The organism is Streptomyces regalis (assembly GCF_001509475.1).
In the GTDB taxonomy this organism is placed as follows: Bacteria; Actinomycetota; Actinomycetes; order Streptomycetales; family Streptomycetaceae; genus Streptomyces; species Streptomyces regalis.
In genome coordinates this window covers 62,985-89,965 of record NZ_LLZG01000092.1, presented here as the reverse complement: position 1 = coordinate 89,965, position 26,981 = coordinate 62,985, and the positions used below count along the sequence as shown (strand labels likewise).

General features: G+C 71.1%; 27 protein-coding genes. 13 read left to right on the top strand and 14 right to left on the bottom strand.

Annotation, left to right across the window (positions count from 1 at the left end; genetic code table 11):
* The first annotated feature begins 232 nt into the window (after window positions 1–232).
* The 5 genes from ADL12_RS14890 to ADL12_RS14870 all read left to right on the top strand — a co-directional run bounded on the left by ADL12_RS14890 (window position 233) and on the right by ADL12_RS14870 (window position 5,385).
* The gene (locus tag ADL12_RS14890; protein ID WP_062702482.1) at window positions 233–1,087 is read left to right on the top strand and encodes a bifunctional methylenetetrahydrofolate dehydrogenase/methenyltetrahydrofolate cyclohydrolase; all 855 of its coding nucleotides are present in this window, start codon (window positions 233–235) and stop codon (window positions 1,085–1,087) included.
* Window positions 1,077–1,562 carry a DUF3017 domain-containing protein gene (locus ADL12_RS14885; protein ID WP_062702480.1) on the top strand — a complete coding sequence of 162 codons (486 nt, stop codon included), beginning with the start codon at window positions 1,077–1,079 and terminating at the stop codon, window positions 1,560–1,562. Before ADL12_RS14890 ends, ADL12_RS14885 begins: the two co-directional genes overlap by 11 nt.
* Before the next feature lie 226 nt (window positions 1,563–1,788).
* Complete coding sequence (locus tag ADL12_RS14880) at window positions 1,789–2,289, top strand: helix-turn-helix domain-containing protein (protein WP_062702478.1); 501 nt, start codon at window positions 1,789–1,791, stop codon at window positions 2,287–2,289.
* 451 nt (window positions 2,290–2,740) lie between these two features.
* Window positions 2,741–3,988: a helix-turn-helix domain-containing protein gene (locus tag ADL12_RS14875; protein ID WP_062702476.1), complete on the top strand. Its 1,248-nt coding sequence runs from the start codon at window positions 2,741–2,743 to the stop codon at window positions 3,986–3,988.
* A gap of 407 nt (window positions 3,989–4,395) precedes the next feature.
* Window positions 4,396–5,385, top strand: a complete 990-nt coding sequence (locus ADL12_RS14870) for a malate dehydrogenase (protein WP_062702474.1) — start codon at window positions 4,396–4,398, stop codon at window positions 5,383–5,385.
* 135 nt (window positions 5,386–5,520) lie between these two features.
* Here ADL12_RS14870 and ADL12_RS14865 read toward each other — a convergent pair whose 3' ends face one another.
* Entirely contained in the window at window positions 5,521–6,384 is an 864-nt protein-coding gene (locus tag ADL12_RS14865; protein ID WP_062702473.1) for a bifunctional helix-turn-helix transcriptional regulator/GNAT family N-acetyltransferase, read from the bottom strand.
* Window positions 6,385–6,486: 102 nt separating this feature from the next.
* Window positions 6,487–7,485, bottom strand: coding sequence for a helix-turn-helix transcriptional regulator (locus ADL12_RS14860; RefSeq protein ID WP_244187906.1), 999 nt, complete (start codon window positions 7,483–7,485; stop codon window positions 6,487–6,489).
* Between the two features lie 69 nt (window positions 7,486–7,554).
* On the opposite strand from ADL12_RS14860, the gene ADL12_RS14855 reads away from it, so the two are divergent.
* From ADL12_RS14855 to ADL12_RS14830, 6 genes are all read left to right on the top strand, one after another.
* Window positions 7,555–8,115, top strand: coding sequence for a DinB family protein (locus ADL12_RS14855; RefSeq protein ID WP_062702469.1), 561 nt, complete (start codon window positions 7,555–7,557; stop codon window positions 8,113–8,115).
* Window positions 8,116–8,301: 186 nt separating this feature from the next.
* A complete protein-coding gene (locus ADL12_RS14850) occupies window positions 8,302–9,828 on the top strand; it encodes an aldehyde dehydrogenase family protein (protein WP_062702467.1) in 1,527 nt (508 codons plus the stop codon).
* A 57-nt stretch (window positions 9,829–9,885) separates the two neighbouring features.
* Window positions 9,886–11,418, top strand: coding sequence for a GMC family oxidoreductase (locus ADL12_RS14845; RefSeq protein ID WP_062702465.1), 1,533 nt, complete (start codon window positions 9,886–9,888; stop codon window positions 11,416–11,418).
* Window positions 11,418–12,518, top strand: a complete 1,101-nt coding sequence (locus tag ADL12_RS14840; RefSeq protein WP_062702463.1) for a quaternary amine ABC transporter ATP-binding protein — start codon at window positions 11,418–11,420, stop codon at window positions 12,516–12,518. The genes ADL12_RS14845 and ADL12_RS14840 overlap by 1 nt, the downstream gene beginning before the upstream one ends.
* Window positions 12,518–14,467: an ABC transporter permease gene (locus tag ADL12_RS14835; RefSeq protein WP_062702461.1), complete on the top strand. Its 1,950-nt coding sequence runs from the start codon at window positions 12,518–12,520 to the stop codon at window positions 14,465–14,467. The genes ADL12_RS14840 and ADL12_RS14835 overlap by 1 nt, the downstream gene beginning before the upstream one ends.
* Window position 14,468: 1 nt before the next feature.
* Complete coding sequence (locus tag ADL12_RS14830; protein ID WP_062702459.1) at window positions 14,469–15,425, top strand: ABC transporter substrate-binding protein; 957 nt, start codon at window positions 14,469–14,471, stop codon at window positions 15,423–15,425.
* A gap of 3 nt (window positions 15,426–15,428) precedes the next feature.
* On the opposite strand, the gene ADL12_RS14825 is transcribed toward ADL12_RS14830, so the two are convergent.
* From ADL12_RS14825 to ADL12_RS14780, 10 genes are all read right to left on the bottom strand, one after another.
* The gene (locus ADL12_RS14825; protein ID WP_062702457.1) at window positions 15,429–16,169 is read right to left on the bottom strand and encodes an isocitrate lyase/PEP mutase family protein; all 741 of its coding nucleotides are present in this window, start codon (window positions 16,167–16,169) and stop codon (window positions 15,429–15,431) included.
* Window positions 16,166–16,612, bottom strand: a complete 447-nt coding sequence (locus ADL12_RS14820; RefSeq protein WP_062702455.1) for a carboxymuconolactone decarboxylase family protein — start codon at window positions 16,610–16,612, stop codon at window positions 16,166–16,168. Before ADL12_RS14820 ends, ADL12_RS14825 begins: the two co-directional genes overlap by 4 nt.
* Window positions 16,609–17,133, bottom strand: a complete 525-nt coding sequence (locus tag ADL12_RS14815) for a carboxymuconolactone decarboxylase family protein (protein ID WP_062702454.1) — start codon at window positions 17,131–17,133, stop codon at window positions 16,609–16,611. Before ADL12_RS14815 ends, ADL12_RS14820 begins: the two co-directional genes overlap by 4 nt.
* An 89-nt stretch (window positions 17,134–17,222) precedes the next feature.
* On the bottom strand, window positions 17,223–18,479 hold the full coding sequence (locus tag ADL12_RS14810; RefSeq protein ID WP_062702452.1) for an MFS transporter: 1,257 nt from the start codon (window positions 18,477–18,479) through the stop codon (window positions 17,223–17,225).
* The gene (locus tag ADL12_RS14805) at window positions 18,476–19,261 is read right to left on the bottom strand and encodes a hypothetical protein (RefSeq protein WP_062702450.1); all 786 of its coding nucleotides are present in this window, start codon (window positions 19,259–19,261) and stop codon (window positions 18,476–18,478) included. Before ADL12_RS14805 ends, ADL12_RS14810 begins: the two co-directional genes overlap by 4 nt.
* A 114-nt stretch (window positions 19,262–19,375) precedes the next feature.
* A complete protein-coding gene (locus ADL12_RS14800) occupies window positions 19,376–20,461 on the bottom strand; it encodes an alkaline phosphatase family protein (protein ID WP_062702448.1) in 1,086 nt (361 codons plus the stop codon).
* A gap of 63 nt (window positions 20,462–20,524) precedes the next feature.
* Entirely contained in the window at window positions 20,525–21,127 is a 603-nt protein-coding gene (locus ADL12_RS14795; protein ID WP_062702446.1) for a transposase, read from the bottom strand.
* Window positions 21,124–21,786 carry a dihydroxyacetone kinase subunit DhaL gene (dhaL, locus tag ADL12_RS14790; RefSeq protein ID WP_208614547.1) on the bottom strand — a complete coding sequence of 221 codons (663 nt, stop codon included), beginning with the start codon at window positions 21,784–21,786 and terminating at the stop codon, window positions 21,124–21,126. The genes ADL12_RS14795 and dhaL overlap by 4 nt, the downstream gene beginning before the upstream one ends.
* A gap of 37 nt (window positions 21,787–21,823) precedes the next feature.
* The gene (gene dhaK / locus ADL12_RS14785; protein ID WP_062702442.1) at window positions 21,824–22,813 is read right to left on the bottom strand and encodes a dihydroxyacetone kinase subunit DhaK; all 990 of its coding nucleotides are present in this window, start codon (window positions 22,811–22,813) and stop codon (window positions 21,824–21,826) included.
* A gap of 261 nt (window positions 22,814–23,074) precedes the next feature.
* A complete protein-coding gene (locus ADL12_RS14780; RefSeq protein WP_062702440.1) occupies window positions 23,075–23,851 on the bottom strand; it encodes an IclR family transcriptional regulator in 777 nt (258 codons plus the stop codon).
* A gap of 56 nt (window positions 23,852–23,907) precedes the next feature.
* On the opposite strand from ADL12_RS14780, the gene dhaM reads away from it, so the two are divergent.
* Both dhaM and ADL12_RS14770 read left to right on the top strand, forming a co-directional pair.
* Window positions 23,908–24,300, top strand: coding sequence for a dihydroxyacetone kinase phosphoryl donor subunit DhaM (gene dhaM / locus ADL12_RS14775; protein WP_062702438.1), 393 nt, complete (start codon window positions 23,908–23,910; stop codon window positions 24,298–24,300).
* Window positions 24,301–24,316: 16 nt separating this feature from the next.
* A complete protein-coding gene (locus ADL12_RS14770) occupies window positions 24,317–24,586 on the top strand; it encodes an HPr family phosphocarrier protein (protein ID WP_208614546.1) in 270 nt (89 codons plus the stop codon).
* On the opposite strand, the gene ADL12_RS14765 is transcribed toward ADL12_RS14770, so the two are convergent.
* Both ADL12_RS14765 and eno read right to left on the bottom strand, forming a co-directional pair.
* Entirely contained in the window at window positions 24,564–25,664 is a 1,101-nt protein-coding gene (locus ADL12_RS14765) for an aminotransferase class I/II-fold pyridoxal phosphate-dependent enzyme (protein ID WP_062702436.1), read from the bottom strand. The genes ADL12_RS14770 and ADL12_RS14765 overlap by 23 nt on opposite strands.
* 27 nt (window positions 25,665–25,691) lie before the next feature.
* Window positions 25,692–26,972, bottom strand: a complete 1,281-nt coding sequence (gene eno / locus ADL12_RS14760) for a phosphopyruvate hydratase (protein WP_062702433.1) — start codon at window positions 26,970–26,972, stop codon at window positions 25,692–25,694.
* Window positions 26,973–26,981: the final 9 nt, after the last annotated feature.

Here is a 26,981-nt window from a genome sequence, read left to right as displayed (position 1 = left end):
GCGGCACGGTTCGGAGGAAGGTCTACGTCTGCGGTGTGTCCCCCCGGTACTGCCCGCGGCACTTCTGTCACATCGTTCTTTAGTCGGCTCTTACTTGTCCAGCCGCATTCCCTATGTGTTGTGCAAGTGCAACATCATCGATCATGGGTGGATACGGGCGGAGATACGGGGCCCAAGGCCATGGCCGACCCGGATTGGAACCCGGAGGGCGTCATCCGCGAGGATGGGACCCATGACCGCCCAGATTCTCGATGGCAAGGCCACCGCAGCCGCGATCAAGTCCGATCTGACCGCCCGCGTGGCGGCGCTGAAGGAGAAGGGCGTCACGCCCGGCCTCGGCACGATCCTCGTCGGGGACGACCCCGGCAGCCAGAAGTACGTCGCCGGCAAGCACCGCGACTGCGCCCAGGTCGGCATCGCCTCCATCCAGCGCGAACTGCCGGCCACGGCGACGCAGGAGGAGATCGAGGCCGTCGTCCGCGAGCTGAACGAGGACCCGGCCTGCACCGGCTACATCGTCCAGCTGCCGCTGCCCAAGGGCATCGACGAGAACCGCATCCTGGAGCTGATGGACCCGGACAAGGACGCCGACGGACTCCACCCCATGAACCTCGGCCGCCTGGTCCTCAACGAGCCGGCCCCGCTGCCCTGCACCCCCAACGGCGTCCTCACCCTCCTGCGCCGGTACGGCGTCGAGATCAAGGGCGCGGAGGTCGTGGTCGTCGGCCGCGGTGTCACCATCGGCCGGCCGATGCCGCTGCTGCTGACCCGGCGCAGCGAGAACGCGACCGTGACCCAGTGCCACACGGGCACGCGGGACCTGGCCTCGCACCTGCGCAGCGCGGACATCATCATCGCCGCCGCGGGCTCCGCACACCTGATCCGCCCCGAGGACGTGAAGCCGGGCGCGGCCGTCCTCGACGTCGGTGTCTCGCGCAACGCAGACGGCAAGATCGTGGGCGACGTCCACCCCGGCGTCGCCGAGGTGGCCGGCTGGATCTCCCCGAACCCCGGTGGTGTGGGCCCGATGACCCGGGCACAGTTGCTGGTCAACGTGGTCGAGGCGGCGGAGCGCAGTGTCGGTTGAGGACGCCGCCGACAGGGCGGAGGAGGCGGAGGAGATCGAGGTCCGGGATCCGGTGAGCGCGCCGGACGCGGTGGGCAGGCCCCGGCGTACCACCCGACGCTTCCCGCTGTTCACCAAGGACACGGCCCGCCCGGAGGGTGGCGGCCGCGCCGCGCCCGGTGACGCCCCGGCGCCCGCCCGGCAGTGGCCGGTCCTGCTGGTGCTGGGTCTGGTCGGGGTGGGTCTGCTGATCACCGCGCTCGACGTGTTCCGGATCGGCACGCTGGTGATCGGCGGCGCCCTGCTGCTCGGCGCGGTGCTGCGCTGGCTGCTGCCGAGCGTCGGCATGCTCGCCGTGCGCTCGCGCTTCACGGACATGGTGACGTACGGCGGGCTGGGCCTCGTGATCGTGCTGCTGGCGTTGATGGCGCAGCCGAGTCCGTGGCTGACGATCCCGTTCCTGAAGGACGCGCTGCATTTCACGGTGGACAGCTGAAGCTGACCCGCACTCCGGCACGACGGCGGCCCGTCCTCTCCCCCGAGGAAGGACGGGCCGCCGTCCGCGTCAACCCTCGGGCACGGTGAAGGCGCTGTTCAACGCCTGTCAGTGCGCTGTGGCACGGAAGTGACCGTTCCGCTACGTCGCGGTACATCGCGGTATCTCGGGAACCATTGCGCCGCCCCCTGTCGTCACCCGATCGGATCTGGTTCGGAGGTGAGCGATGGGTGCCTGGCAGCCGCTGCCCGACGATCTGCCGCCGGAGGTGCGGCATTTCGTGGAGCAGTTGCGGCAGCTCAAGGACCGTACGGGCCTGAGTCTGGTCGCGCTGGGTGCGCGCACGGCGTACAGCAAGTCCTCCTGGCAGCGTTACCTCAACGCCACCCAGCCCCCGCCCCGGCAGGCGGTCGTCGCCCTGTGCCGGGTGGCGGGAACCGGGAAGGAGGAGGCGGAACGCTTCGGGGTGCGGTGGGAACTGGCGGTGCAGGCGTGGCCGAAGCCTGCGCCGGTGGCCGCCAAGCCGGAAGGTGACGAGGGGCGCGAGGGGGGCGAGGGGGAGGAGCACGAGGCGTACGAGGCGTACGAGGACGATCCCACCCTTCCCTGGTGGGATGCCCCGCCGAAGAAGCCGGAGCCGCCGTCGCGTCGGTTGCTGGTGGTCGCCGTCGTGCTCGTCGTGGCTCTGGTGCTGACGGCGGTGATCGGGGCCCTCGCGCTGGGGTGAGCCGGTTGAGGCGGAGGTGCCGGACTTGTCCGAATGCGAAGCATGTGAGTGCGTGTGGCACGTGTGATCTTTTATGTGCTTTATGTGTGTCGATGTGTTGACAAGTTCGCGGATTTGCAACGAAGTCGTTCAACAGGCGGGCTAGCGTGGTCGATCGGGACGGGTCGGGGCGTCCCGAGTGGTTGGCAAGGGCTTACTGCCAGGGTTGCGTCGGCCGGAGAGGGAAGCCGGTGGAACACTGGACGCGGTTCGATGGGCGTGCAACGGTGCACGGCCACGGTTCCGATGCTCCCGTGCGCCCCCACCCCGGGAACTGAGATCCTTGTTCGGCGCATCCCTGTGGGTAGCCACAACGAGGACTCGGCAGAGGGCACCACGCGCGGGGGAAACGCGAGAAACACCAGCACGAACCGGGGGGAAGAGGGGGGAAGCAATGCCTCGTTGGAGGGCCTTGCCGGATGAACTCGATCCGCAGGTCAGGGAGTTCGCGAGCCAGCTGCGTCGGCTCGTGGACCGCAGCGGTCTGAGCATCGCGGCGCTGGCCGACCGCACGGGATACAGCAAGACGTCCTGGGAGCGGTATCTGAACGGGCGGCTGCTCGCGCCCAAGGGCGCGATCGTGGCGCTCGCCGAGGTCACGGGCACCAATCCCGTTCACCTGACGACGATGTGGGAGCTCGCCGAACGGGCGTGGAGCCGTTCGGAGATGCGCCACGACATGACCATGGAGGCGATCCGGATCTCCCAGGCGCGCGCCGCGCTGAGCGAGTTCGGGGCGCCGCCGGCGAACGCCAAGGGGAGTGCGAAGGCGGGCAGGACCGCCCGCAAGAGCGGAAGCGCGACGGCGACGCCCGGGGTGGCGGGACCGGCGGGCGTGGCACCGACCGTGCCGCCCACGGTTCCGGCGCAGCCCACGGCACCGGAGGTGCGGGACTCTGTCGTCCGGGATTCCCCGGTACGGGACTCGGGTGTACGGGGCTCCCATGGGGGTGACGTCCGCGAGGGCGGTTCCTCCGGGGACAACTCGTGGGGGCTGGCCGGGTATCGGGGGCCGTCGCCGACGGGTGGCCGTACGGGCGGGACGCCGCCGTCGGGAACGGCCGGGGTGCCCGGGGCGGCGGTCCCGGGTTCGGCGGGGATGCCGGGTCCGTACGGCGAGCCTCCGCAGCGGCCTCGTCCGGGGCGCGGATCCTCCGCCGGCGGCGGTGGCAAGCGGCGGCTGACGATGTTCCTCGCGGGCGTCGTCGGTGTGCTGGTCGTGATCGCGGCGGTGTTCTACCTCACCGACCCCGGCAACGGGAACAAGGACCCGGACGCGGCCAAGTCGCCCTCGCCTTCCGTGACGACGGACCCCGATCTGCCGGCCGGGGTGGAGTGCAGCGGTGACTCCTGCACCGGCAAGGACGCGGAGAGCATGGGCTGCAGCGGTGACCTGGTGACGACCGCCAAGACGGCCACCGTCGGCACGGCCGTGGTCGAGGTGCGCTACAGCGAGACGTGCGGCGCGGCGTGGGGGCGTATCACGCAGGCCGCGCAGGGGGACGAGGTGGTGGTGACGGTCGGCAGGACGAAGCAGACCGGATCGATCACCCTCGCCGGGGACACGATCGCGTACACGCCGATGGTGGCCGTGAAGGACGCGGGCGAGGCCACGGCTTGCGCGACGTTGGCTGCGGGACAGGAGGGGTGCACGCAGTAACGGACCCTGCGGTACTGCTTCTCGACGCCGGTCAGGCAATCCAGCCTGTCCGGCGTCCGGCGTTGGGCGGTGAAAAGTTTTCGGACCGGACAGGAATGGCCGTCGGCATAGGGGGAACGCGCACCGTACCCCCACGGGAGTCCGGCAATCGGTACCCCCACCCGGCGGTCGCCCAGGTTCCACCTCTCCCGGACCGGGCGGCCGCCCCCCTTTTGCCGTAGTGGGCCGCCCCTTTGCCGCAGTCATGGTCATCCTGTGGGGCGGGCCACACGGGACCCGGCCGTGCGAGATCCCGGATGCGCGATAGCCTGATGGGTGGATCTCTTGACGCCAAGAGATCGATCATCTCTACGCCCCGCATCCCGGGGCAGGGATGCCTCACCGCCAGCTGTCATACGGAGAACGCCATGACCCGCACTCCCGTGAACGTCACCGTCACCGGCGCGGCCGGCCAGATCGGTTACGCCCTGCTCTTCCGCATCGCCTCCGGCCAGCTGCTCGGCGCGGACGTGCCGGTCAAGCTGCGCCTCCTTGAGATCACCCCCGCGCTCAAGGCCGCCGAGGGCACCGCCATGGAGCTCGACGACTGCGCGTTCCCGCTCCTGCAGGGCATCGACATCAGCGACGACCCGAACGTCGCCTTCGACGGCGCCAACGTCGCGCTGCTCGTCGGTGCCCGCCCCCGTACCAAGGGCATGGAGCGCGGTGACCTCCTCGAGGCCAACGGCGGCATCTTCAAGCCGCAGGGCCAGGCCATCAACGCCCACGCCGCGGACGACATCAAGGTCCTGGTCGTCGGCAACCCGGCCAACACCAACGCGCTCATCGCGCAGGCGGCCGCCCCCGACGTACCGGCCGAGCGGTTCACCGCGATGACCCGCCTCGACCACAACCGCGCGCTGACCCAGCTCGCGAAGAAGACGGGCTCGACGGTCGCCGACATCAAGCGGCTCACCATCTGGGGCAACCACTCGGCCACCCAGTACCCGGACATCTTCCACGCGACCGTCGCCGGCAAGAACGCCGCCGAGGTCGTGGGCGATGAGAAGTGGCTCGCCGAGGACTTCATCCCGACCGTCGCCAAGCGCGGTGCGGCGATCATCGAGGCCCGTGGCGCCTCTTCGGCCGCCTCCGCCGCCAACGCCGCCATCGACCACGTTCACACGTGGGTCAACGGCACGGCCGACGGTGACTGGGTCTCCATGGGTATTCCGTCCGACGGTTCGTACGGCGTTCCCGAGGGGCTCATCTCGTCCTTCCCCGTCACCACCAAGGACGGCAAGTACGAGATCGTCCAGGGCCTGGAGATCAACGAGTTCTCCCGCGCCCGCATCGACGCCTCCGTCAAGGAGCTCGAGGAGGAGCGCGAGGCGGTCCGCTCCCTCGGCCTGATCTGAGCCCGCCTCAGAACCCGTTCTGTCACGCCTGCGCAGGCCCTGTTCCGGTCTCTTCCGGAACAGGGCCTGCGCTGCGCTCCGCCGGAAGTGCCGTGCTGTGCCTCGCGCCCTTTAGGGTGCTGCAGAGGGGGATGTTCAGGGGGCCAGGCGCTTCTCGAACCAATGGCTGCCGTAGATGTCGTCGGTGTAGGCCGGGATCTCCGCGTATCCGCACGCCCGGTACATCGCCTGCGCCTCGGTGAGCGTGGCGTGTGTGTCGAGGCGTACGGCGGTCAACTCCCGTGCGGTGGCCGCGCGTTCGAGGGCGTCGAGGAGCCGGCGGGCCAGGCCGAGGCGGCGGGCGTCCTGGTGCACCCAGACGTGGCGGATCTCGCCGACGCCCGGTTCCAGTCGCCGTAGCGCCCCGCAGCCGACCGGCCGGCCCTCCTCGTACGCGACGAAGAAGGTGCCCGCGTCCCCGGACACCTCGTCGGGCCGGACCAGGAAGGACTTGTCGTAGCCCTCGGGGAAACGCTCGTCGATGTCGGCGGCGTACGCGTCCAGGCAGGCGCGGGCGTCGGGGCTCGCTCCGTCGACCTCCTCGACGGTGATCCCGGCGAGGCGCAGCAGCCGTCGTGCCGTCGTCATGGCCTCGGTCAGTTCCGTGCGCTGTGCCGCGCTCAGCCCTTCGAGCAGCCCGGCCGCGACGGCGTTGGCCCGCCGGTTCTGCTCCTTCACCTCGACCCGCCCGGCCGGGGTCAGCTCGATCATCCGCAGGCGGTTGTCCTGCGGGTGCGCACTCAGCCGGACCATGCCCTGCGACTCCAGCGCCTTGGCCATCCGGCTCAGGTACCCGGCGTCGAGGCCGAGCCGGCTCCTGAGCTCACGCAGGGACGCGCCGTCCCCGATCTCGAACAGCAGCCGGGCCTCGCCGAGCGGGCGGTCCTGGCCGAGGTAGTGGTCGTCCAGTACGCCGATGCGGCGCGTGAAGTAGCGGTTGAAGTGGCGGAAGGCCGTCACATGGTCCGCCGGGACCGGCTCCGTCGTGCCGGAGGCGTGCCTCGATGCAGTCCTCGACGCATTCCTCGCCGTATTCCTCACTGGCTCCATACTTCTTTGACTTTAGTCAAAGGTCGCGTCGGAGGCCATGCCTTCGGCCGCTTCCGTGAGGCGCCGGCCGAGCGCTCGGACCGCCTCCCGCAGCTCCCGCGGCCCGACGATGCGGAACGGGGCCCGGATCGCCGTGAGCTGCTGGGCGTACCAGTCCGGTTCGTCGGTGGTGGCGAGGAGGCGTGTGGTGCCGTCGTCGATCGGTTCGTGGCGGCCGAGGCTGCGGGGGAGCCATTCGGTCACGAGCGCGACGGGCGCTTCGATCACGATCTCCACCTCGTAGGTCCAGCCCTGGGAGAGGTGCTCCTCGAGGGTCTCGACGGGACGTAGACCGGTGGGCGGCTCGAAGATGTCGGGGAGTGTCGTCACCGTCGTGACCCGGTCCACCCGCAGGACGCGTCGCGCGTCGCGCGTGTGCGACCAGCAGAGCAGATACCAGCGGCCGTGGTGGACGACGACCGCCCACGGGTCGACCTCCATGGTCCGCTCGCCGCGCGAGCCCAGCCGGTAGCCGAGGCGCAGGCGGCGGTGTGCCGCGGCGGCCTGGACGAGGGCGGCGGTGGTGTCGGGGTCGGGGCGGGAGGCGGCGTCGGGGCCGCCCCGGGCGCTGACCTTGCGGACCGCCTCGGCCGGGTGCGCGACCGGTTCGGGCAGGGCACGCAGGAGCTTGCCGAGCGCGCCGCCCACCGGGCCGGACGGGTCGGCCGCGTCGTGATGGCCGTCCAGTACGGCCATGACCAGGCCGAGCGCCTCGGTCGGCGTGAACATCAGCGGCGGCAGGCGCAGGCCCCGGCCGAGGCGGTAGCCGCCGTACGGGCCCCGGGTGGACTCCACGGGGATGCCGGCCTCGCGCAGGATGCCGATGTAACGGCGGGCGGCGCGTTCGGAGACGCTGAGGCGGCCGGCCAGGCGGTCGGCGGTGATGCCGGGGTTGTTCTGGAGGAGTTCGAGGAGCAGGAGGGCGCGGGCGGTGGGGCTTTCGTCGGGCCGGCTCATCCGCGACGGGCTCATGAGGGGCTCCCTACGACTGCCTGACATTCCGGAAGTGGATCGACCGGAATGGACCGTAGCGTGCCTGCCATGAGCTACGACACCGAAGCACCGGTCCTCATCGAGCCCCCCGTCGCCGGCTCCGAGGCCGACACCCTGATCGGCTCCCTGGAACGGCAGCGCCGGACCTTCGCCTGGAAGTGCGAGGGGCTGGACGCGGCCGGCCTGGGCACACGGCTCGGGCCCTCCGCCCTCACCCTGGGCGGGCTGCTCAAGCATCTGGCCCTCGTCGAGGACGAGTACTTCACCCGGCGCCTGCTCGGAGTGGAGCTGCCCCCGCCGTGGGACGCGGTGGACTGGGACGCCGACCCCGACTGGGAGTGGCGGTCGGCGGCGCAGGACAAGCCCGAGCAGCTCTATGCGCTGTGGGAGGAGGCGGTGGCCCGGTCCCGGGCGAACCTGCGGCAGGTGCTGTCCGAGGGAGGTGTCGACCAGTTGGTCCGCCACACGTGGCCCGACGGCCGGGCGCCCAGTGTGCGGCGGGTCCTGATCGACCTCGTCGAGGAGTACGCCCGCCATCTCGGCCAGGCCGACATGATCCGCGAGTCGATCGACGGCCGGGTGGGGGAGGACCCGCCGGCCGACTTCTGAACCGCCCTCCGCACCGCGCTTCTGCGTCCCTTTTGCTCCTGTTTGCCCGCATGTTCAGTGACACAGCACACTTTCGGCCACCGATTGCGCATGCAATGCGAGGGCCCGGGCATGCGATGACGGTCCTCGTGAGTGACACCCGTGTGACTCAGGGGCACCGACCAGGAACGGAAGGCAACACCGATCATGACCGGACAGCAGGCGCGGCAGGCACGACAGACGATTCACGCGGGCGGCGAGTGGCGCGAAGCCGTCACCGGCGCGACGCGCGAGATCCTCGACCCCGCGGACGCCCTGCCCTTCGCCGTGGTCGCGGAGGGGGACGAGAAGGACACCGACCTGGCCGTCGCGGCCGCCCACCGCGCCTTCGACGGCGGCCAGGGGGAGTGGCCGCTGACGCCCGTCGCCGAGCGTGCCGCCCTGCTGCGCCGTGTCGCCGACCTGCTGGTGCGCGACCGCGAGGAGCTCGGCCTGCTGGAGAGCCGCGACGCCGGGAAGACCGTCGAAGAGGGCCGGGTCGACATCGACTGCGTCGCCGACGCCTTCCGCTACTTCGCCGACCTCGTCGCCGCCGAGGCCCCCGGCCGGGTCGTCGACGCGGGCTCGGCCGACATCCACAGCGTCGTAGTCCATGAGCCGGTCGGCGTGTGCGCGCTGATCACGCCCTGGAACTACCCCCTGCTCCAGGCCAGTTGGAAGATCGCGCCCGCCCTCGCGGCCGGCAACACCTTCGTCGTCAAGCCGAGCGAGATCACGCCGCTGACGACGATCGCGCTCATCGAGCTGCTGGTGGAGGCCGGGCTGCCCGCCGGAGTCGCCAACATCGTCACCGGGCCCGGCCACTCCGTCGGTGCCCGGCTCGCCGAGCACCCCGACGTCGACCTCGTCTCCTTCACCGGTGGCCTGCTCAGCGGCACGAAGGTGGCCCAGGCCGCGGCGCCCAGCGTCAAGAAGGTCGCCCTCGAACTCGGCGGCAAGAATCCCAACGTCGTCTTCGCCGACGCCTGCGCCACCGACGAGGCCTTCGACACCGCCGTCGACCAGGCCCTCAACGCCGCCTTCATCCACAGCGGCCAGGTCTGCTCGGCGGGCGCCCGCCTGATCATCGAGGACTCCGTCCGGGACCGCTTCGTCGCCGAACTCGCCCGCCGGGCAAGCCGTATCCGCCTCGGCCGAGGCACCGCGGACGGCGTCGAGTGCGGACCGCTCGTCTCCGAGCAGCAGCGCGCCAAGGTCGAGGCGTACGTCGACTCCGCGCTCAAGGACGGCGCGGTGCTGCGCTCCGGCGGCAAGCGTCCCGAGCCGTCACCCGAGCGGCCGGAGAACGGCTACTTCTACGAGCCGACCGTCCTCGACCACTGCCACCGCGAGATGGCCGTCGTACGCGAGGAGGTCTTCGGCCCGGTCCTCACCGTCGAGACCTTCCGCACCGAGGACGAGGCGATCGCCCTCGCCAACGACACCGAGTACGGCCTCGCGGGCGCCGTCTGGACCGCCGACGCGGGGCGCGCCCGCCGGGTCGCGGGCCGGCTGCGGCACGGCACCGTCTGGATCAACGACTTCCACCCCTACCTCCCGCAGGCGGAGTGGGGCGGCTTCGGCAAGAGCGGAGTGGGCCGCGAGCTCGGCCCCGCCGGACTCGCCGAGTACCGCGAGAGCAAGCACATCTACCAGAACCTCGCACCGAAGCCGGTGCGGTGGTTCGCGGGCTGACCTGACCCGAGCCCCGTAAGCCCGTTCCAGCCCGACCCCTCCTGGAGTACCACCCCCATGCCCGATATAACCCCCCAAACGTACGACTACGTCGTCATCGGCGGCGGCACCGCAGGCTCCGTCATCGCCTCCCGTCTCACCGAGAACCCCGATGTCACCGTCGCCGTCATCGAGGGCGGTCCCAGCGACGTGGGCCGCGACGACGTGCTGACCCTGCGCCGCTGGATGGGCCTGCTCGGCGGCGAGCTGGACTACGACTACCCGACCATCGAGCAGCCCCGCGGCAACTCGCACATCCGGCACAGCCGCGCCCGCGTCCTGGGCGGCTGCTCCTCGCACAACACGCTCATCGCCTTCAAGCCGCTGCCGTCCGACTGGGACGAGTGGGAGGCGGCCGGCGCCAAGGGCTGGGGCGCGGTGCCGATGGAGGCGTACTTCGCCCGGCTGAAGAACAACATCGTCCCCGTCGACGAGCAGGACCGGAACGCCATCGCCCGTGACTTCGTCGACGCGGCGCAGGGCGCGCTGGACGTGCCGCGCGTCGAGGGCTTCAACAAGCAGCCCTTCACCGAGGGCGCCGGCTTCTTCGACCTCGCCTACCACCCCGAGAACAACAAGCGTTCCTCGGCGTCGGTGGCGTATCTGCACCCGGTGATGGACGAGCGCGAGAACCTCACCATCTGGCTGGAGACCTGGGCGTACAAGCTGGAGCTGAACGGCACCCGCGCCGAGGGCGTGCATGTGCGCACCAAGGACGGCGAGGAGCTGCTGATCCGCGCCCGGCGCGAGGTCGTGCTGTCCGCGGGCGCCGTCGACTCGCCCCGCCTGCTGCTGCACTCCGGCATCGGTCCCAAGGAGGACCTCGCCAAGCTGGGCATACCGGTGGTCCACGACCTGCCGGGCGTCGGCGAGAACCTGCTCGACCACCCCGAGTCGGTGATCGTCTGGGAGACCCACGGCCCGATCCCCGAGAACTCCGCGATGGACTCCGACGCGGGCCTGTTCGTCCGCCGCGACCCCGAACACCAGGGCCCGGACCTGATGTTCCACTTCTACCAGATCCCGTTCACGGACAACCCGGAGCGACTGGGCTACCAGCGGCCGGAGTTCGGGGTGTCCATGACCCCGAACATCCCCAAGCCCAAGAGCCGCGGCCGGCTGTACCTGACCAGCGCCGACCCGTCCGTGAAGCCCGCCCTCGACTTCCGCTACTTCACCGACGAGGACGACTACGACGGCCGCACCCTCGTCGACGGCATCCGCATCGCCCGCGAGATCGCCGCGACCGAACCGCTGGCGAGCTGGCTCAAGCGCGAGGTGTGCCCCGGCCCGGACGTCACGGGCGACGAGGAGCTGAGCGAGTACGCCCGCAAGGTCGCGCACACCGTGTACCACCCGGCGGGCACCTGTCGGATGGGCGCCGCCGACGACGAACTGGCGGTGGTCGACCCGCAGTTGAGGATCCGGGGCCTGGACGGCATCCGGATCGCCGACGCCTCGGTCTTCCCGACGATGACCGCGGTGAACCCGATGATCGGAGTGCTCATGGTCGGGGAGAAAGCCGTGGACCTGATGGGAGGTGAGGCGTGATGAGTACCACCACTGGTACCCCTGTTTTCTCTGTTGAAGGTCTCTGGAAGGTCTTCGGCCCCAAGGCGCACCGCGTCCCCGCCGACCCTGAGCTGGCCGCGCTCACGCCGGCCGAGCTGCGCACCCGCACCGGCTGCACGTCGGCGGTCCGCGATGTCTCCTTCGACGTCCGCAAGGGCGAGGTCTTCGTCGTCATGGGCCTGTCGGGCTCCGGCAAGTCCACGCTGGTGCGCTGTCTGACCCGGCTCATCGAACCGACCGCGGGCACCATCGCCATCGACGGCGAGGACGTGCGCGCCATGGACAAGACCCGCCTGCGCGAACTGCGCCGGCACCGTGCCGCGATGGTCTTCCAGCACTTCGGCCTGCTGCCGCACCGCAGCGTCCTGGACAACGTGGCCTACGGCCTGGAGATCCAGGGCGTCGGCAAGGCGGAGCGCCGCGAGCGGGCCGCCGAGGTGGTGGCCAAGGTCGGCCTGGAGGGCATGGAGCACCGCAGGCCGGGCCAGCTGTCCGGCGGCCAGCGCCAGCGCGTCGGCCTCGCCCGGGCCCTGGCCGTGGACCCCGAGGTCCTGCTCTTCGACGAGCCCTTCAGCGCGCTCGACCCGATGATCCGGCGGGACATGCAGGAGGAGGTCGTCCGGCTGCACCGCGAGGAGGGCCGCACGATGGTCTTCATCACCCATGACCTGAGCGAGGCGCTCAAGCTGGGCGACCGCATCGCCCTCATGCGCGACGGCCGCGTGGTCCAGCTGGGCACCCCCGAGGAGATCGTGGGCTCGCCGGCCGACGACTACGTCCGCGAGTTCGTCCGGGACGTCCCGCGCGAACAGGTCATGACGGTGCGTACGGCCATGCGGCCCGCGTCGGCGGAGGAGACGGGCAGCGGCCCGGCTCTGGCGCCGGACGCGACGGTGTCGGAGGCGATCGAGGCCGTGGCGCGTACCGGCGCGCCGGCCCGGGTCATGGACGGGGCGCGTTGTCTGGGGGTGGTCGACCACGAACGGCTCCTCGGCGTCGTGGCGGGGACGGAGCACAGTGCCGTCGCGGGGGCGGGGAAGAGCGTCGCGGGGGCAGGGAAGAGCAAGGAGGTGGCTTGATGGCCACCGTCACCACGGCCGCCCCTCGCATCGCCGTGCCGGGCGTCCTCAAACACCCTGTCCTGCGCAAGCTCCTGCTGCTCGCGCTCGCCGCCGCGATCCTCGTGCCGTTGGCCAACGCCCGCTGGGCGAGCGGCACCTGGCCCGCCGCGCTGACCGTCGACTTCACCGAGCCGCTCACCAAGGCCAGCGTCTGGATCATCGACAACCGGGACAGCCACCCGCTGTTCCTCTACTTCTTCGGGCACATCAGCAACGCGGTCGTGCTCGCCGTACGCGCCGTGTACCTGGTGCTGCTCGCCGCCGGCTGGGCCGGTGTCACCGCCGCCGCGTCCCTCGTCGCCTGGCGTGTCGCCGGCTTCAGACTCGCCGCGGGCACCGGGATCGCGTTCCTGGCCTGCGGGTTCCTCGGCATGTGGATCCCGACCATGCAGACCCTCGCGCTCATGGTCGTGGCGGTCCTCGCCTCGGTCGCCGTGGGCGCGCTGCTCGGTCTCGCCGCCGGTCTCTCCGACCGTATGGACCGGATCCTGCGCCCCGTCCTGGACACCATGCAGGTGCTCCCGGCGTACGCCTACCTGCTCCCCGTCGTCCTGGTCTTCGGCATGGGCGTCCCCGCGGCCGTCCTGGCCACCGTCGTCTACGCCGCCCCGCCGATGGCCCGCCTCACCGCCCTCGGCCTGCGCGGCGCCGACAAGGAGGTGCTGGAGGCGGTCGAGTCGCTCGGCACCACCGCACGGCAGCGCCTGCTGACCGCCCGCATCCCGCTGGCCCGCAAGGAACTCCTCCTCGGCCTCAACCAGACGATCATGATGGCGCTGTCCATGGCGGTCATCGCGTCGGTCATCGGCGCGGGCGGCCTCGGTGACCGCGTCTACCAGGCGCTGGGGTCCGTGGACGTGGGCGCGGCGCTCGCGGCCGGCATCCCGATCGTGCTGCTCGCCGTCGTACTGGACCGGGTGACCGGCGCGGCGGGGGAGGCGCTCGGTGACGAGCCGCAGCCGAACGGCCGGGCGCGCTGGGCGTACGCCCTGGTCGCCGCCGTGGCGGTGGCGGTCGCCGGACGTCTCGCGGGACGCCTCGACTGGCCCGACGCCTGGGCCCTGAACATCGCCGAGCCCGTCAACCGCGCCGTCGACTGGATGACCGACCACCTCTACTCCGGTGTTCCCGTCATCGGCGGCACCGCCGACTGGGCGGCCCACTTCACCACCTGGGTCCTCGACCCCGTGCGCGACACCCTGCAGTGGCTGCCCTGGTGGTCGGTCCTGCTCATCGTCGCCGCCCTCGCCTGGCTGATCGGCACCTGGCGCACCGCGCTGACCGCCGTGCTCGCCATGGCCGCGATCGGCGTACTGGGCGTGTGGGAGCCGTCGCTCGACACCCTCTCCCAGGTGCTGGCGGCCGTCGCCGTCACCCTGGTCCTGGGCTTCGCGACCGGCATCGCGGCGGCGCGCAGCGACCGGGTCGAGCGCATGCTCCGGCCCGTCCTGGACGTCTTCCAGACGATGCCGCAGTTCGTGTACCTGATCCCGGTCGTCGCCCTGTTCGGAGTGGGCCGCGCACCCGCGGTCGCCGCGGCCGTCGTCTACGCCCTGCCCGCCGTCGTCCGCATCACCACCCAGGGTCTGCGCCAGGTCGACCCGGCCGCCCTGGAGTCGGCCCGCTCGCTCGGCGCGACGCCCGCCCAGCAGCTGCGCCAGGTCCAGCTCCCGCTCGCCCGCCCGGCGCTGCTGCTCGCCGTCAACCAGGGCGTGGTCCTGGTCCTCGCCGTCGTCATCATCGGCAGCCTGGTCGGAGGTGGCGCGCTCGGTTACGAGGTCGTCGCCGGCCTCGCGCAGGGCGACCTCGCGACCGGTCTGGTGGCCGGCGCGGCGATCGTCTGCCTGGGCCTGATGCTGGACCGGGTGACCCAGCCGACGGAACGCCGCGCGAAGAAGGGAGCGTGACATGCGATTTCGTACGACTGCTGTAGTGGCCGGGGCGTCTTCGCTGCTGCTGCTCACCGGCTGCGGCGCCGCCGACATGACCAAGCAGGCCTCGCCGTTCGCCAACGCGCAGGGCGTCAAGACCGTGACCCTGTCCGTCCAGTCCTGGGTCGGCGCGCAGGCCAACGTGGCCGTCGCCCAGTACCTGCTGGAGCACGAGCTCGGCTACCGCGTCGACACCGTGCAGATCGACGAGGTGCCCGCCTGGGACGCCCTCAGCCAGGGCCGCGTCGACGCGCTCCTGGAGGACTGGGGCCACCCCGAGGAGGAGCAGCGGTACGTCAAGGACAAGAAGACGATCGTGCCCGGCGGCGACCTCGGGGTCACCGGGCACATCGGCTGGTACGTCCCGACGTACTTCGCCAAGCAGCACCCGGACGTCACCGACTGGAAGAACCTCAACAAGTACGCCGACCGGATGCGCACCGCCGAGAGCGGCGGCAAGGGCCAGCTGATGGACGGCTCGCCCTCCTACGTCACCAACGACAAGGCGCTGGTGAACAACCTGGACCTCGACTACCAGGTGGTGTTCGCCGGTTCCGAGGCCGCGCAGATCACGCAGATCAAACAGTTCGCCAAGGAGAAGAAGCCCTTCCTGACGTACTGGTACTCCCCGCAGTGGCTGTTCAAGAAGGTCCCCATGACCGAGGTGAAGCTGCCGGAGTACAAGGAGGGCTGCGACGCCGACGCGGAGAAGGTCGCCTGCGCCTATCCGCACACCCCGCTGCAGAAATACCTCAACGCGGACTTCGCGAAGAGCGGCGGCGAGGCGGCGGCCCTGCTGAAGAAGTTCAAGTGGACGACCGAGGACCAGAACGAGGTCTCCCTGATGATCGCCGAGCAGAAGCTGTCGCCCGAGGAGGCGGCCAAGAAGTGGGTGGACAGCCACGAGTCCACGTGGAAGGCGTGGCTGTCCTGACGCTCACTTCGTGAGACCGGCCGCGATCTCGCGCAGCGCCTCGGCGGCCCTGCGCTGGAGTCCCGGCCCGAACGTGATCCGGGTGGCCCCGAGTTCGCCGAGTTCGGTGGGCGAGGGGCCGTCCCCGGTCACGGTGCCGTGCACATTGATCGGGCCCTGGATGCCGGACCGCAGCAGCGGCAGTACGTCGGTGGGGGCGCCGATCGGATACACGCAGTCGGCGCCCGCGGCGACGTACAACGCGGCCCGCTCGATGGCCCGTTCGGCGGCCTGCTTGGGGTCGGCGGCACCGGGCGGGCGGATGAAGGTGTCGATCCGGGCGTTGACGAAGAGCCGGTCGGCGGCGGCGTGCCGCACCTCGGCGAGCCAGTCGGCGTGCGCGCGCGGGTCCTTGAGCGCCCCGTCCTCGGAGTCCTCCAGGTTGCATCCCACGGCGCCCGTCGCCAGCAACCGCTCCACGAGCTCCTTCGGCGCGATCCCGTACCCGCCCTCGATGTCCGCCGACACCGGCACGTCGACCGCCCGGACGATCCGCGCGACCGCCGCGAACATCTCGTCGGCCGGGGTCTGCCCGTCCTCGTACCCGAGGGAGGCGGCGACCCCCGCACTCGGCGTGGCGAGCGCCGGGAACCCGGCCTCGACGAAGACGCGGGCGCTCGCGGCGTCCCAGGGGCCGGGCAGGACGAGCGGATCGCCGGGTGCCTTGCGTCGGTGCAGGGCGCGGAAGGCTTCGACCTTGGTCATGTGGTGTGTCCCCCTGGTGGAATGCGGCGGCCGACCATCACGCGGTTCCAGTTGTTGATGGCGATGATCAGCCCGACGAGATGGGCGAGTCGGATGTCGTCGAAGTGCGCGGCGGCACGGTCGTACACCTCGTCCGGCACAAACCCGTCCGTGAGAACGGTGACGGCCTCGGTCAACGCGAGCGCGGCCCGCTCCCGCTCGCCGAAGACGTCCCCGGCCTCCTCCCAGGCGGCCAGCAGGTCGAGCTGCTGCTCGCTCACGCCGTGCTTGCGGGCGAGGGCGAGATGCATGTCCAGGCAGAAGGCACAGTGGTTGAGCTGCGAGGCCCGGATCACGACGAGCTCGGCGAGGGCCGGGTCGCCGAGCCCCTTCTTGGCGGTCGCGCTGAGCGTGGACATGGCCCGCCCGACCGCCTGGTCGAGGAGCCGGGTCCGGAGCGTCACTTGTGCTGTCCCGGCTGGTAGTTGCCCGGGGCCATACGGAAGGTCACTCCGAACCGGTTCCAGGCGTTGATCGTGGCGATGGCGGAGATCAACTGCGCCAGCTCGGCCTCGCCGAAGTGCTTGGCGGCCCGTTCGTACACCTCGTCGGGCACGAAACCGTCCGTCAGGACGGTCACCGCCTCGGTCAGCTCCAGCGCCGCGAGCTCTTTCCGGGTGTAGAAGTGCCGCGATTCGTCCCAGGCGCTGAGCTGGATGATCCGCTCGACGCTCTCGCCTGCCGCGAGCGCGTCCTTGGAGTGCATGTCGACGCAGAAGGCGCAGTGGTTGATCTGCGAGGCGCGGATCTTCACCAGCTCGTACAGCTTGGGGTCGAGTCCCTGCTTGGCGGCCGTGTCGAGGCGGATCATCGCCTTGTAGACCTCGGGGGCGTGCTCGGCCCAGCGCAGCCGGACCGGTCGCTCGGGCGTGTACTCCGTCGTCGTGGTGCCGGCGGTGCTGTCGGTGCTGTCGGTGGTCGTCATGATCTCGACCCTAGGAGCGAAGCAGCCCATGGGTCTGGTCCATTTCTCCGCCGAGTTCCTGGGCCATTCCCCTACGCCGTGCCATCACGTCATGACAGGTCGCGCATCCGGCGGATCGGGCTGGTCCACACCGCGACGGGGGGCAGGAAGGCGAGGGCGCAGATCAGCCAGAGTGATCCTCGGTTGCCGATCCCCGTGGCCACGGCGCCCGCGGTGAGTGCGCCGAACGGCACGGCACCCCAGGACACGAACCGCACCGTGGCCATGACCCGCGGCAGCAGGTCGGGTGGGGTGACGGTCTGCCGGTGGGTGCGGGTGAGGATGCTGAACACGACCACACTCGCGCCGAAGCCGGTGTTGCCCAGCGCGAACAGCAGCAGCCCCCAGCCGCTCTGGGCGAGCGGCATGAGCACTGCCACCGACGCGCCGAACAGCGTGGCGACCAGCAGCGTGCGAGCGCTGCCGAGGCGGCCGGCGAGGCGCGGGGTGAGCGCGGCGCCGACGAGGGCGCCGAGCCCCTCCGTGGCGATCAGTACACCGACCAGGGCTGCGGGCGCGTCGAGGGTACGGACCAGGAAGACGGGCAGCAGCGCCATGAAGGCGCCGCAGGTGAAGTTGACCAGGGTGGCCGCGGCCACGCAGGGTCGGATCACCGGATGGCGGGCGACGTACCGCCAGCCCTCCTTGATCAGGTCCAGCGTCGACTCGCCCTGCTCCGTCTTCTTCGGGGTGGCGGGCCGCGGCAGGCTGCGCAGCAGCACGGCGGAGACGAGATAGCTGACGGCGTCGAAGAGGAGGCTGGCGGCGCCGCCGAAGACCTGGACGAGCACACCGCCGAGCGAGGGACCGCCCAGTTGGGTGGCCGACACCGAGGCGGAGGTCAGGCTGTTGCGGGCGGTCAACTCGTCCTTGCTGACGATCGACGGCAGGAACGTGGAGTTGCCCACGTCGAAGACGACCGTCGCCAGGCCGATGACCAGCGCGACCAGGACGAGATGGGCCAGGTGCAGCACGTCGAGCACCGCGGCCACCGGCACCGACAGGACGGCGACGGCCCGGATGAGGTCCATCGCGACCTGGGTGCCGCGCAGCGGCAGGCGCTGCACGATGACACCGGCGGGCAGGCCGATGGCGATCCATGCCGCGTACTGGGCGGCGGTGAGGAAACTGACCTCGAGGCTGGAGGCGTGCAGGACGCCGACAGCCACCAGCGGCAGGGCGACGGTCGTGATGGCGTCGCCGACGCTGCTGATGGTGGAGGCGGTCCAGTACCGCCAGAAGGCGGAGGCCGACTCCGGCCGGCCGTCGGCCGCGTTGTCCGACCGGACGTCCTGATGGGCAGTCAAGAGATCTCCACCTCCAGTGTGAGGTCCTTGCAGCGCTGCACGACCAGATTCACCCAGGCCTGCGGGTCTGCGGGGTCGAAGGAGCGCATGGTCTCCAGAGTCCAGTACTCCTCGAACGGCAGGGCCTTGGGCCGGGTCTCGCGGACGCGGCGGGCCCGCCACTTCGGCGTGCGCGAGCCGAAGTTGCCCTCGCTCTCCAGCAGCGCGTCCACGGTGTGCCCGAGTGCCTTGCGTGCGGAAAGCACCGCGCTGTCCAAGTCCTGGGCGGCCAGTTGGCCGACGGCATCCTCGATGGAGGCGTCGGCCTCCGCGAGCGAGCGTGTGGTCACGAAGGCCCGGAAGGCGGATGCCTCGACCTGCCGCTTGCACTCCTCGGCCCAGGAGGAACCGCTGAGCGTCAGACAGCTACTCATCCGCTCCAGGAACAGCTCCTCGGCGTCCACCAGTGCCTTGGCCGTGGTGCTGTCCGCCTCGAACTGCTCCCAGGTGACCTTGTCGAGCATCTGGCGGACCTGACTGTCGAGCCAGTACTTGATCTCCCAGCGGCGCCCGTCCACGTACAGGACGACCGCGGGGACGACGGCGGGGCTCAGCGGGACGGGGATGGTGCGGGCGCTCTCGCTCGTCCAGGGGGTGGTGGCGATGACGTTGAAGTCGTAGTCGCTGCCCTCGTTGGACCACCCGCGGGCGACGGATCCCACACAGCACACCGCGAGACAGCCGTCCGGTATGAGCCCTCGGCGGTCCATCTCTTCCAGGCAGCCGGTCAGGCTCGTCCTCATTTGGATACCTCCCCGTTCAGACCTCGGCTCAGAGAGTTCAACACAATGCAGGGAGCGTCAACCGCCACGTGAGACACGGGACTCGGGGCTCCCGGGACAGGCGCGGACATGCTTTCACCGCCATACGGAGAAGGGCGTGTCAGTCTCCTCCGGGGCGAAGGAGCCGTGGTCGTAGCAGTACGCCGGATCGGTGAGGAAGGCCTTGCCCTCGGCCACGAGCAGGACCTCGCCGACCCGGGCGCGGGCGAGTGAGCCGGGTCGGAAGACCTCGTCCGCGAGCAGGACCCGTACACCGTCGGGGAGCACCGGGCCCATCAGCGCGGCCAGTTCGGGGCCGTCGTGGCGCGTCGGGTACAGCCAGCGCATCCGCCCGGCGCCGCCCATCGCGAAACCGTGGCGTCGTCCCAGGTCGCCGAGGAGGTTCGCGAGGGCCGCGTCGTGCACCGTGGGCACCAGGCCGTGATCGGCGTGGGCGACCACCACTATGTCGCCGGTGGCCAGGGATGCGGCGAACTCGCCGAGCGCCGTGAGGACTTCGACGGTGTGGTCGTCGTAGCCGTACCGGTGCACGTGCTGGTCGACCTCGACGTAGCACCAGAGGAGACAAGGCTGCCCCGTTCCCCGCCGGGCGAGCGTCTCCACCACGGCCGTACGGACCCGGTCGGCCACCTCGGCGGCGGGACGCCGACGGTAGGTGCCGCCCGCGGTGTAGAAGCGGTGGCCCGTCACCGGGCGCGCGTGGGCCAGCAGGGCGTCGCGCCACGACGAGCCGTAGTGCTCCAGGTCGCCGAGGACGGCCAACGGGGTACGGCCGAGGGCGGTGGCGTCCAGGAAGACGTTGCCCTCGGCGGGCGTCAGGCCGGGGCCGTGGTGGTCGAGGAAGTTGACCAGGCCGTCCGCACCCCCTGGAGCGGAGAAGACGACGCCGGGCACTCCGTGGTCGGCGACGTCCAGGCCGGTGAGAGCGCTCAGCCAGCAGGCGGAGGACGTGGTCGGCGCCGCGGCGCGCATCAGCCGTGTCTCGGCGGTGGGCCAACAGGCCTGTGCCGCCGTGAGGTTGACCCCGTCGAGGGCGAGCACCACGACGGTGCGGTCGGCATGGGCGGCCATCAGCCGGGCGAGTTCGGCACGGAAGTCCGTGACGGAAAGCTGCGGGGCCGGGGGGCCCGCGGCCGGGGCGCTGCAGCTCACCCTGGACATCCTGGGTTCCCTCCCTCCGGACGTCGTCGGCCGGGTCCAGAGGCGCCCCTGCCGGGGCCGCGATCACTGGGCACGGCGGAGTTCTCGGGCGGTTCCGTCGGCCGGGGTCCTGCCCGGGCCGAACAGGCGGACGGTGAAGTCGCCCGGCTGGTGAACACGGATGCCGGGCCTGAGACCCGCACCCCGCCCGGTGGCCGCGGCGGGCCGTTCCACGGGGGCCGTCGCCCGGTTCATCCGCTCCTCGGCCAGCGCGCCGACCATGTCGGCCCACTGCCGCATCTGCGCCGGCATCTGCTGCCTGCGGGAGCCCTCGCGGACGCGGTCCCACAGGCCGGCCTCGCTCCACTGAGTGAAGCGGCGATGGGCGTTCTGCCACGACACGGCGAACGTCTTCGGGAGCGCCCGCCAGGGCACCCCGCTCACCAGCACGTACACGATCGCCGCGAACATCGCCTCGTCGTCGGCGCGTTGGGTGCCGCCGCCCTGCGGCCGTATCGCCGGGCGCGGCAGATAGTGGCGGGCCAGCGGCCACAGCATCATCGGGGTCAGCCAGGCGAACCGACCTGGTGCGGGCAGTGCCGCCTGCGTCGTCTGTGGCTGCCGGATCGCGGCGGAAGCGCTCCCGCGCGGCAGGCGGGAGACCGTCTGTGGGCGCTGCTGGGTCACTTGGCCTCCAAGGCGTGCGCGAGGGCATGGAAGATGAGCGCGAGCGATGCCGCGCCGGGGTCTTGATGGCCCACGCTGCGCAGGCCCAGATAGGAAGCACGGCCGCGGCGGGCCTGCATCAGTTCGGTCGCCCGTACGCCCGCGTCGGCCGCGTCGGCCGCCGCGCGGGCGGCGGCTTCGAGGCTTCCGCCTGTGTCGGCCACGCGGGTGAAGGCGTCGACGGCCCCCTCGTACACGTCGTACATGGTCTTGTCCCCCGGCTCGGCGGCACCCAGGCGGTGGACGCTGGCGCGCGCCGCGGACAGCGCGGCGGCGAAGCGGCGGCTGTCGTCGTCGGGGCCGGGGGCGGAGAGCGTCTTGCCCATGGCCCGGAAGGAGCTGCCGAACAGCGGTCCCGAGGCCCCGCCGATGGTCGAGACGAGGGTGTCGCCGACGGCGATCAGTAACTCCCCCGCGGTCAGGTCGTCCTGTTCCCACTCGTCGAGTGCGGCTGTGACCGCGAGGAATCCCCGGTGCATGTTGACGCCGTGATCACCGTCGCCGATGGCCAGGTCCAGTCGGGTCAGTCGGTCCTTGTCCCGGTCCAGGTAAAGAGCGGCGGTGCGCAGCCATGCCCGCGTCCGTGCGGAGTCCAACGGTCCTCCCGTTTTCTTGGTCATCGGCGCCCTTCTTGGTCATTGGCGCCCTGCTCACCCGTCAGCAGCCCCAGCGCAGGACCGGGGTGTTCACCGGGGCCGCCCAGAGCGCCAGCATGGGGGCGTCCGCCCGGCAGACGGTGATCGACACCCCCGCCATGTCCAGCGCGGTGACGTAGTTGCCGACCAGGGAGTGGGCGATGTTCAGTCCGCCCTCCCTCAGCACCCCGGCGGTCTCGTGCAGAACGACGTACAACTCCTGCAGGGGGGTTGCTCCCAGGCCGTTGACCATCACGAGGGACTCCCCGCCGCCCGGCGGGAGCCCGGCGAGCAGCGGTTCCATGGCCCGGGCGACGAGCTCGCGGGCGGGGCGCAGCGGTTCCCGGCGCAGTCCCGGCTCGCCGTGGATGCCGACGCCGAACTCGATCTCGTCCGGGCCGAGTTCGAAACCGGGTCGGCCGACCGCGGGTGCCGTGCAGGGGGACAGGGCGATCGCGATGCTGCGCGAGGCGGCGTTGACGCGCTCGCCCGCCTCGGCCACGGCCGCGAGATCGGCGCCCTCTTCGGCCAGCGCGCCGCAGATGCGCTCGACGAACACCGTGGCACCGGTGCCACGGCGGCCCGCGCCGCCGTCCGCGCCGGCGACGTCGTCGTCCACGACGACGGTGCGCACCTCGTGGCCCTCGTCCGCGGCGAGTTCGGCGGCCATGGCGAAGTTGAGCCGGTCACCGCTGTAGTTCTTGACGATCTGCAGGACGCCCGAGCCCGAGTCGGCGGACCGCAGCGCGGCCAGGATGCGGTCGGGGGTGGGGGAGGTGAACACCTCGCCGGGCACCGCGGCGTCGAGCATGCCGCGGCCGACGAACCCGCCGTGCAGGGGCTCGTGGCCGGAGCCGCCGCCGGAGACCAGCCCGACCTTGCCGGGCACCGGCCCGCCCGCCCGGGCGATCACCCGGGTCGCGTGGTCGACGCGCAGGCCGGGATGTGCGATCGCCATGCCCCGCAGTACGTCGGAGACCAGGCTTTCAGCTGAGTTGATCAGCTTTTTCATGGTGGCACCCTCCCCCGGTAGGCCACTCGGGCCAAGCACTCGGCCCGCCATGTTCTGTTCAGGTGAACGCCGCTTCGGCCGCCTCGGGAAACTCGAATGGTGTTCTGTACTGATGAACGTCTGTCGGAAAACTAAGTTCCCTCTCCTGGGGTGTCAAGGAGTGACCCGAGAGTGACACAAGTGGCTGTTTTCTCCGACCGGAGACAGGGGGGAGCGTGGTGCGACACACGTGTGGGTGTGGCGCGGCCCGAAAGGCCGGGGTCAGAAGGGGGCCCGTCGTCCGTCGGCGCGGAGGGCGCCCAGTTCGCGCGAGAGATTCCGGGCGGTCTCGCGGGTGGCGATCGCATAGCTCTGGCGCCGTTCGTCGTCCAGGAGCCGCTCGACGGGGCCGATCACTCCGATGGCTCCCGCGACGGCGCCGGTACGGTCGAAGACGGGCGCCGCGATGCCCGCGTCGCCCAGCGTCGCCTCCTGGCTCTCCAGTGCGTAGCCGACCTCTCTGGCTCGCGCCAACTGCGCGGCGAGCGCGGCGGGTTCGGTGATCGTCCGGCCGGTCAGCGCGGCCGGTGGGGTGGACAGCAGGCGCTGTTGCAGCTCCTCGGAGGAGAAGGCCACGACGGCCTTGCCGAGTGCGCTCGCGCTCCACGGCAGGGTGGCGCCGGTTTCCAGGGCCTGGACCACGCTCTCCGGGCGGAAGGCGTGGTGGACGACCATCACCTCGTCGTGGACGAGTACTCCCACCCAGACCGCCTCACCCGTTCTGGCGGCCAGCAGATTGGACCAGGTCACGGCGCGGGTGCGCAGCTCGTGCGTGTCGAGGTAGGCGTTGCCGAAGATGACCAGGGCGGGGCCCAGCCGGTATTTGCCGGACTCGGCGTCCTGGACCACGAGGCCGTCCGACTCCAGTGTGCGCAACAGTCCGTGGACGGCCGACTTGGAGATGCCGAGACGAGCGGCGAGATCCGTCACGCCGAGCCGGGGGGAGGCTCCGGTGAGCTCCTGCAGGATGCGCACGGCACGCTTGACCGACTCGACCACTGCTGTCCCTTGTTCGCTCTTGCTGAACGCTGTTCTGGAATCTAGAGTATGCGTTCATGAACCAGTCCGTTGGCATCGTACTGGTGTCACACAGCGCTGAGCTCGCGGCGGGGTTGGCCGAGCTGGTCGGACAGATAGCGGCGAAGAGCGTGCCCGTGGTTGTCGCGGGGGGTGATGATCAAGGCGGGCTCGGTACGAGCTATCGCCGTATCCAGCAGGCCTTCGAGGCGGCGGACCGGGGTGCCGGGCTGGTCGTCCTGCCGGACCTGGGCAGTGCCGTGCTGATGACCCGTACCGTCCTGCAGGACCATCCGCGCCCCGACACCGTCATCGCCGACGCGCCCTTCGTGGAGGGTGCCGTCGCGGCCACGGTCGCCGCGGCAGGCGGCGCCGATCTGGCCTCTGTGCTCAAGAGCGCGGAGGAGGCCCGAAGTGTCCCCAAGTTCTGAGTCCCCGGGAGATCCTGTGCGAGGTTCCGGCCTGCGCGTCCGCGTCGTCCTGCCCGAGGACCTGCACGCCCGCCCGGCGGGCCGCGTGGCCGCCGCGGCGCCCCGTTTCACCAGCACGGTCCACATCGAGTACGACGGCCGCACCGCCCTCGCCGCCAGCGTCCTCGCGGTCATGTCTCTGGGGGCCAGGGCCGGCTCGGCGGTTCACATCGTCGCCGAGGGGCCTGATGCCGCGGCGGCGACGTCGGCGCTGACCGAGATCCTCACGGGGCCGGGGACGTCGTAGCGTCAACGACCTTCGCGCAGTGGGGAGTTCGGCCGAGGCGAGTGTGCAGTTCGTGCAGCCGGTCCTCCCGGAGAGGGACGCTCAGACGGCCGACCTCGGTGAGGGTGCCCGCGGACGTCGACCACACCGGCTGGACCTTGGCCTGGATGCCGCGCTCCGCGAGGAGTTCGACGGCTCGGTGCGGATCGTGCGGGAACAGGAGGTAGGGCAGACCCCGTGCCGCCGGGACCGGATCCGGCAGGCCCGCCTCGGTCAGCAGGTCGCGTACGTACGGCTTGGTGCGCGCGATGGCCGCCCGCAGGTCGGCGGTGATGTCGCCCAGGCGGAGGATCCGGCGGGCGATGCGCAGGGACAGGGAGGAGGGGCCCAGGGGGGACACCGCCTCGCGGACGCGGCCCGCCATGGGGGCCGACGCCACGCAGTAGCCGAGGCGCAGCCCGCCGAGCCCGTACGCCTTGGACAGCCCGCGCACCACGATCAGATTGGGTACCTCGGGAGCGAGGTTCGCGGCGCTGAAGTCCGGCGGGCAGTAGTTGGCGTTCGACTCGTCCACCACGACCACGGCACCCCGGTGCGCCGCCACCGCGCACAGCTCGCGCACCGCGTCGAGCCCGGCGAACCGCTCATCGGCGAGTGCGGGCCGCTCCAGCAGCAGCACGTCCCCGCGCGGCCCGGAACCGTACGGCACACAGCGGCCCTTGGCACGGGCCACCCAGTGCGGGTAGTCCGGATAGACGTCGGTTACGACCTCCACCGTGCCGCCGGCGGCCAGCAGGCTCAGTCCATGCAGCAGCGGTCCCACGCCGGCGCCGCAGGTCACCGAGACCGGCCGGCCCGGAGCGTCGAAGAACTCCCCCACGGCGGGGCCGAGCAGAGCCTCGCCGTAGGGGTCCTTGACCAGGTAATCACGGACGTACGGCAGTCCCTCGGCCACCTCGGCGGCCAGCTCGGCCGACACCGCGGCCATCACGTCCACCGACAGCAGGTCCCCCTCGTCCTGCGTCCAGGCGAGGTTGAGCAGGTCCGAACCGTCGGACAGGTCGCGCAGCTTCTCGTAGGAGCCGATGGCGAGGGACATCCGTGCGCCGCCTTTCCGTGCCGGGTGTCAGCGCAACCGCAGCACGCTGTTGCCCGGGTAGATCGCTTGCGAGCCGAGCTCCTCCTCGATCCGGATGAGCTGGTTGTACTTGGCGGTGCGGTCCGAGCGCGACAACGAACCGGTCTTGATCTGCCCGCAGTTGGTGGCCACGGCCAGGTCCGCGATGGTGGTGTCCTCGGTCTCGCCGGACCGGTGCGACATGACCGCGGTGTAGCCGGCCTTGTGTGCGGTCTCCACGGTGGTGAGGGTCTCGGTGAGCGAGCCGATCTGGTTGACCTTCACCAGGATCGAGTTGGCGTATCCACCGCTGATGCCGTCCTTCAGGCGCTCCACGTCCGTGCAGAAGACGTCGTCACCGGTGAGCTGGATCTTGCCGCCCAGCTCGCGGGTGACCTGCTTCCAGCCCTCGATGTCGTCCTCGGCCATCGCGTCCTCGATGGAGGCGATCGGGTAGCGCGAGACGAGTTCGCCGAGGTAGGCGATGTGCTCCTCGACGGAGCGCTTCACGCCCTCGCCCGCGTAGTCGTACACCCCGTCGTGGAAGAACTCGGAGGTGGCCGGGTCGAGGACCAGGCAGATGTCGTCGCCGGGGGCGTAACCGGTCTGCTCGATGGCGCGGACGACGAACGACAGCGCCTCGTCGGCCGAGCGCAGGTTGGGGGCGAAGCCGCCCTCGTCGCCGACATTGGTGTTGTGGCCGGCCTCGGAGAGCGCCTTGCGCAGGGTGTGGAAGACCTCTGAGCCCATCCGCACGGCCTCGGCGAAGCTCTCCGCGCCGATCGGCGCGATCATGAACTCCTGGAAGTCGATCGGGTTGTCGGCGTGGGCGCCGCCGTTGACGATGTTCATCATCGGCACCGGGAGCGTGCGGGCGCCGACACCGCCGACGTAGCGGTACAGGGGCAGGCGGTGGGCCGCGGCGGCCGCCTTCACCGTGGCGAGCGAGACGCCGAGGATCGCGTTGGCGCCGAGAGCGCCCTTGTTGCGCGTCCCGTCAAGCTTGATCATCGTCTCGTCGATCAGGGGCTGGTCCTCCGCGTCGAGACCGCGCAGCGCCTCGGCGACGGGCCCGTTGACCGCCTCGACGGCCTTGCGTACGCCCTTGCCGTGAAACCGGCTGCCGTCGCCGTCGCGCAGCTCGACCGCCTCGTTGGCGCCGGTCGACGCGCCCGACGGCACCGCGGCCCGGCCGAACGAGCCGTCCTCCAGAGTGACATCGACCTCGACCGTCGGATTGCCACGGCTGTCGACGATTTCACGAGCAACGATTCCCGATACGGCGGTCATGCGACTCCT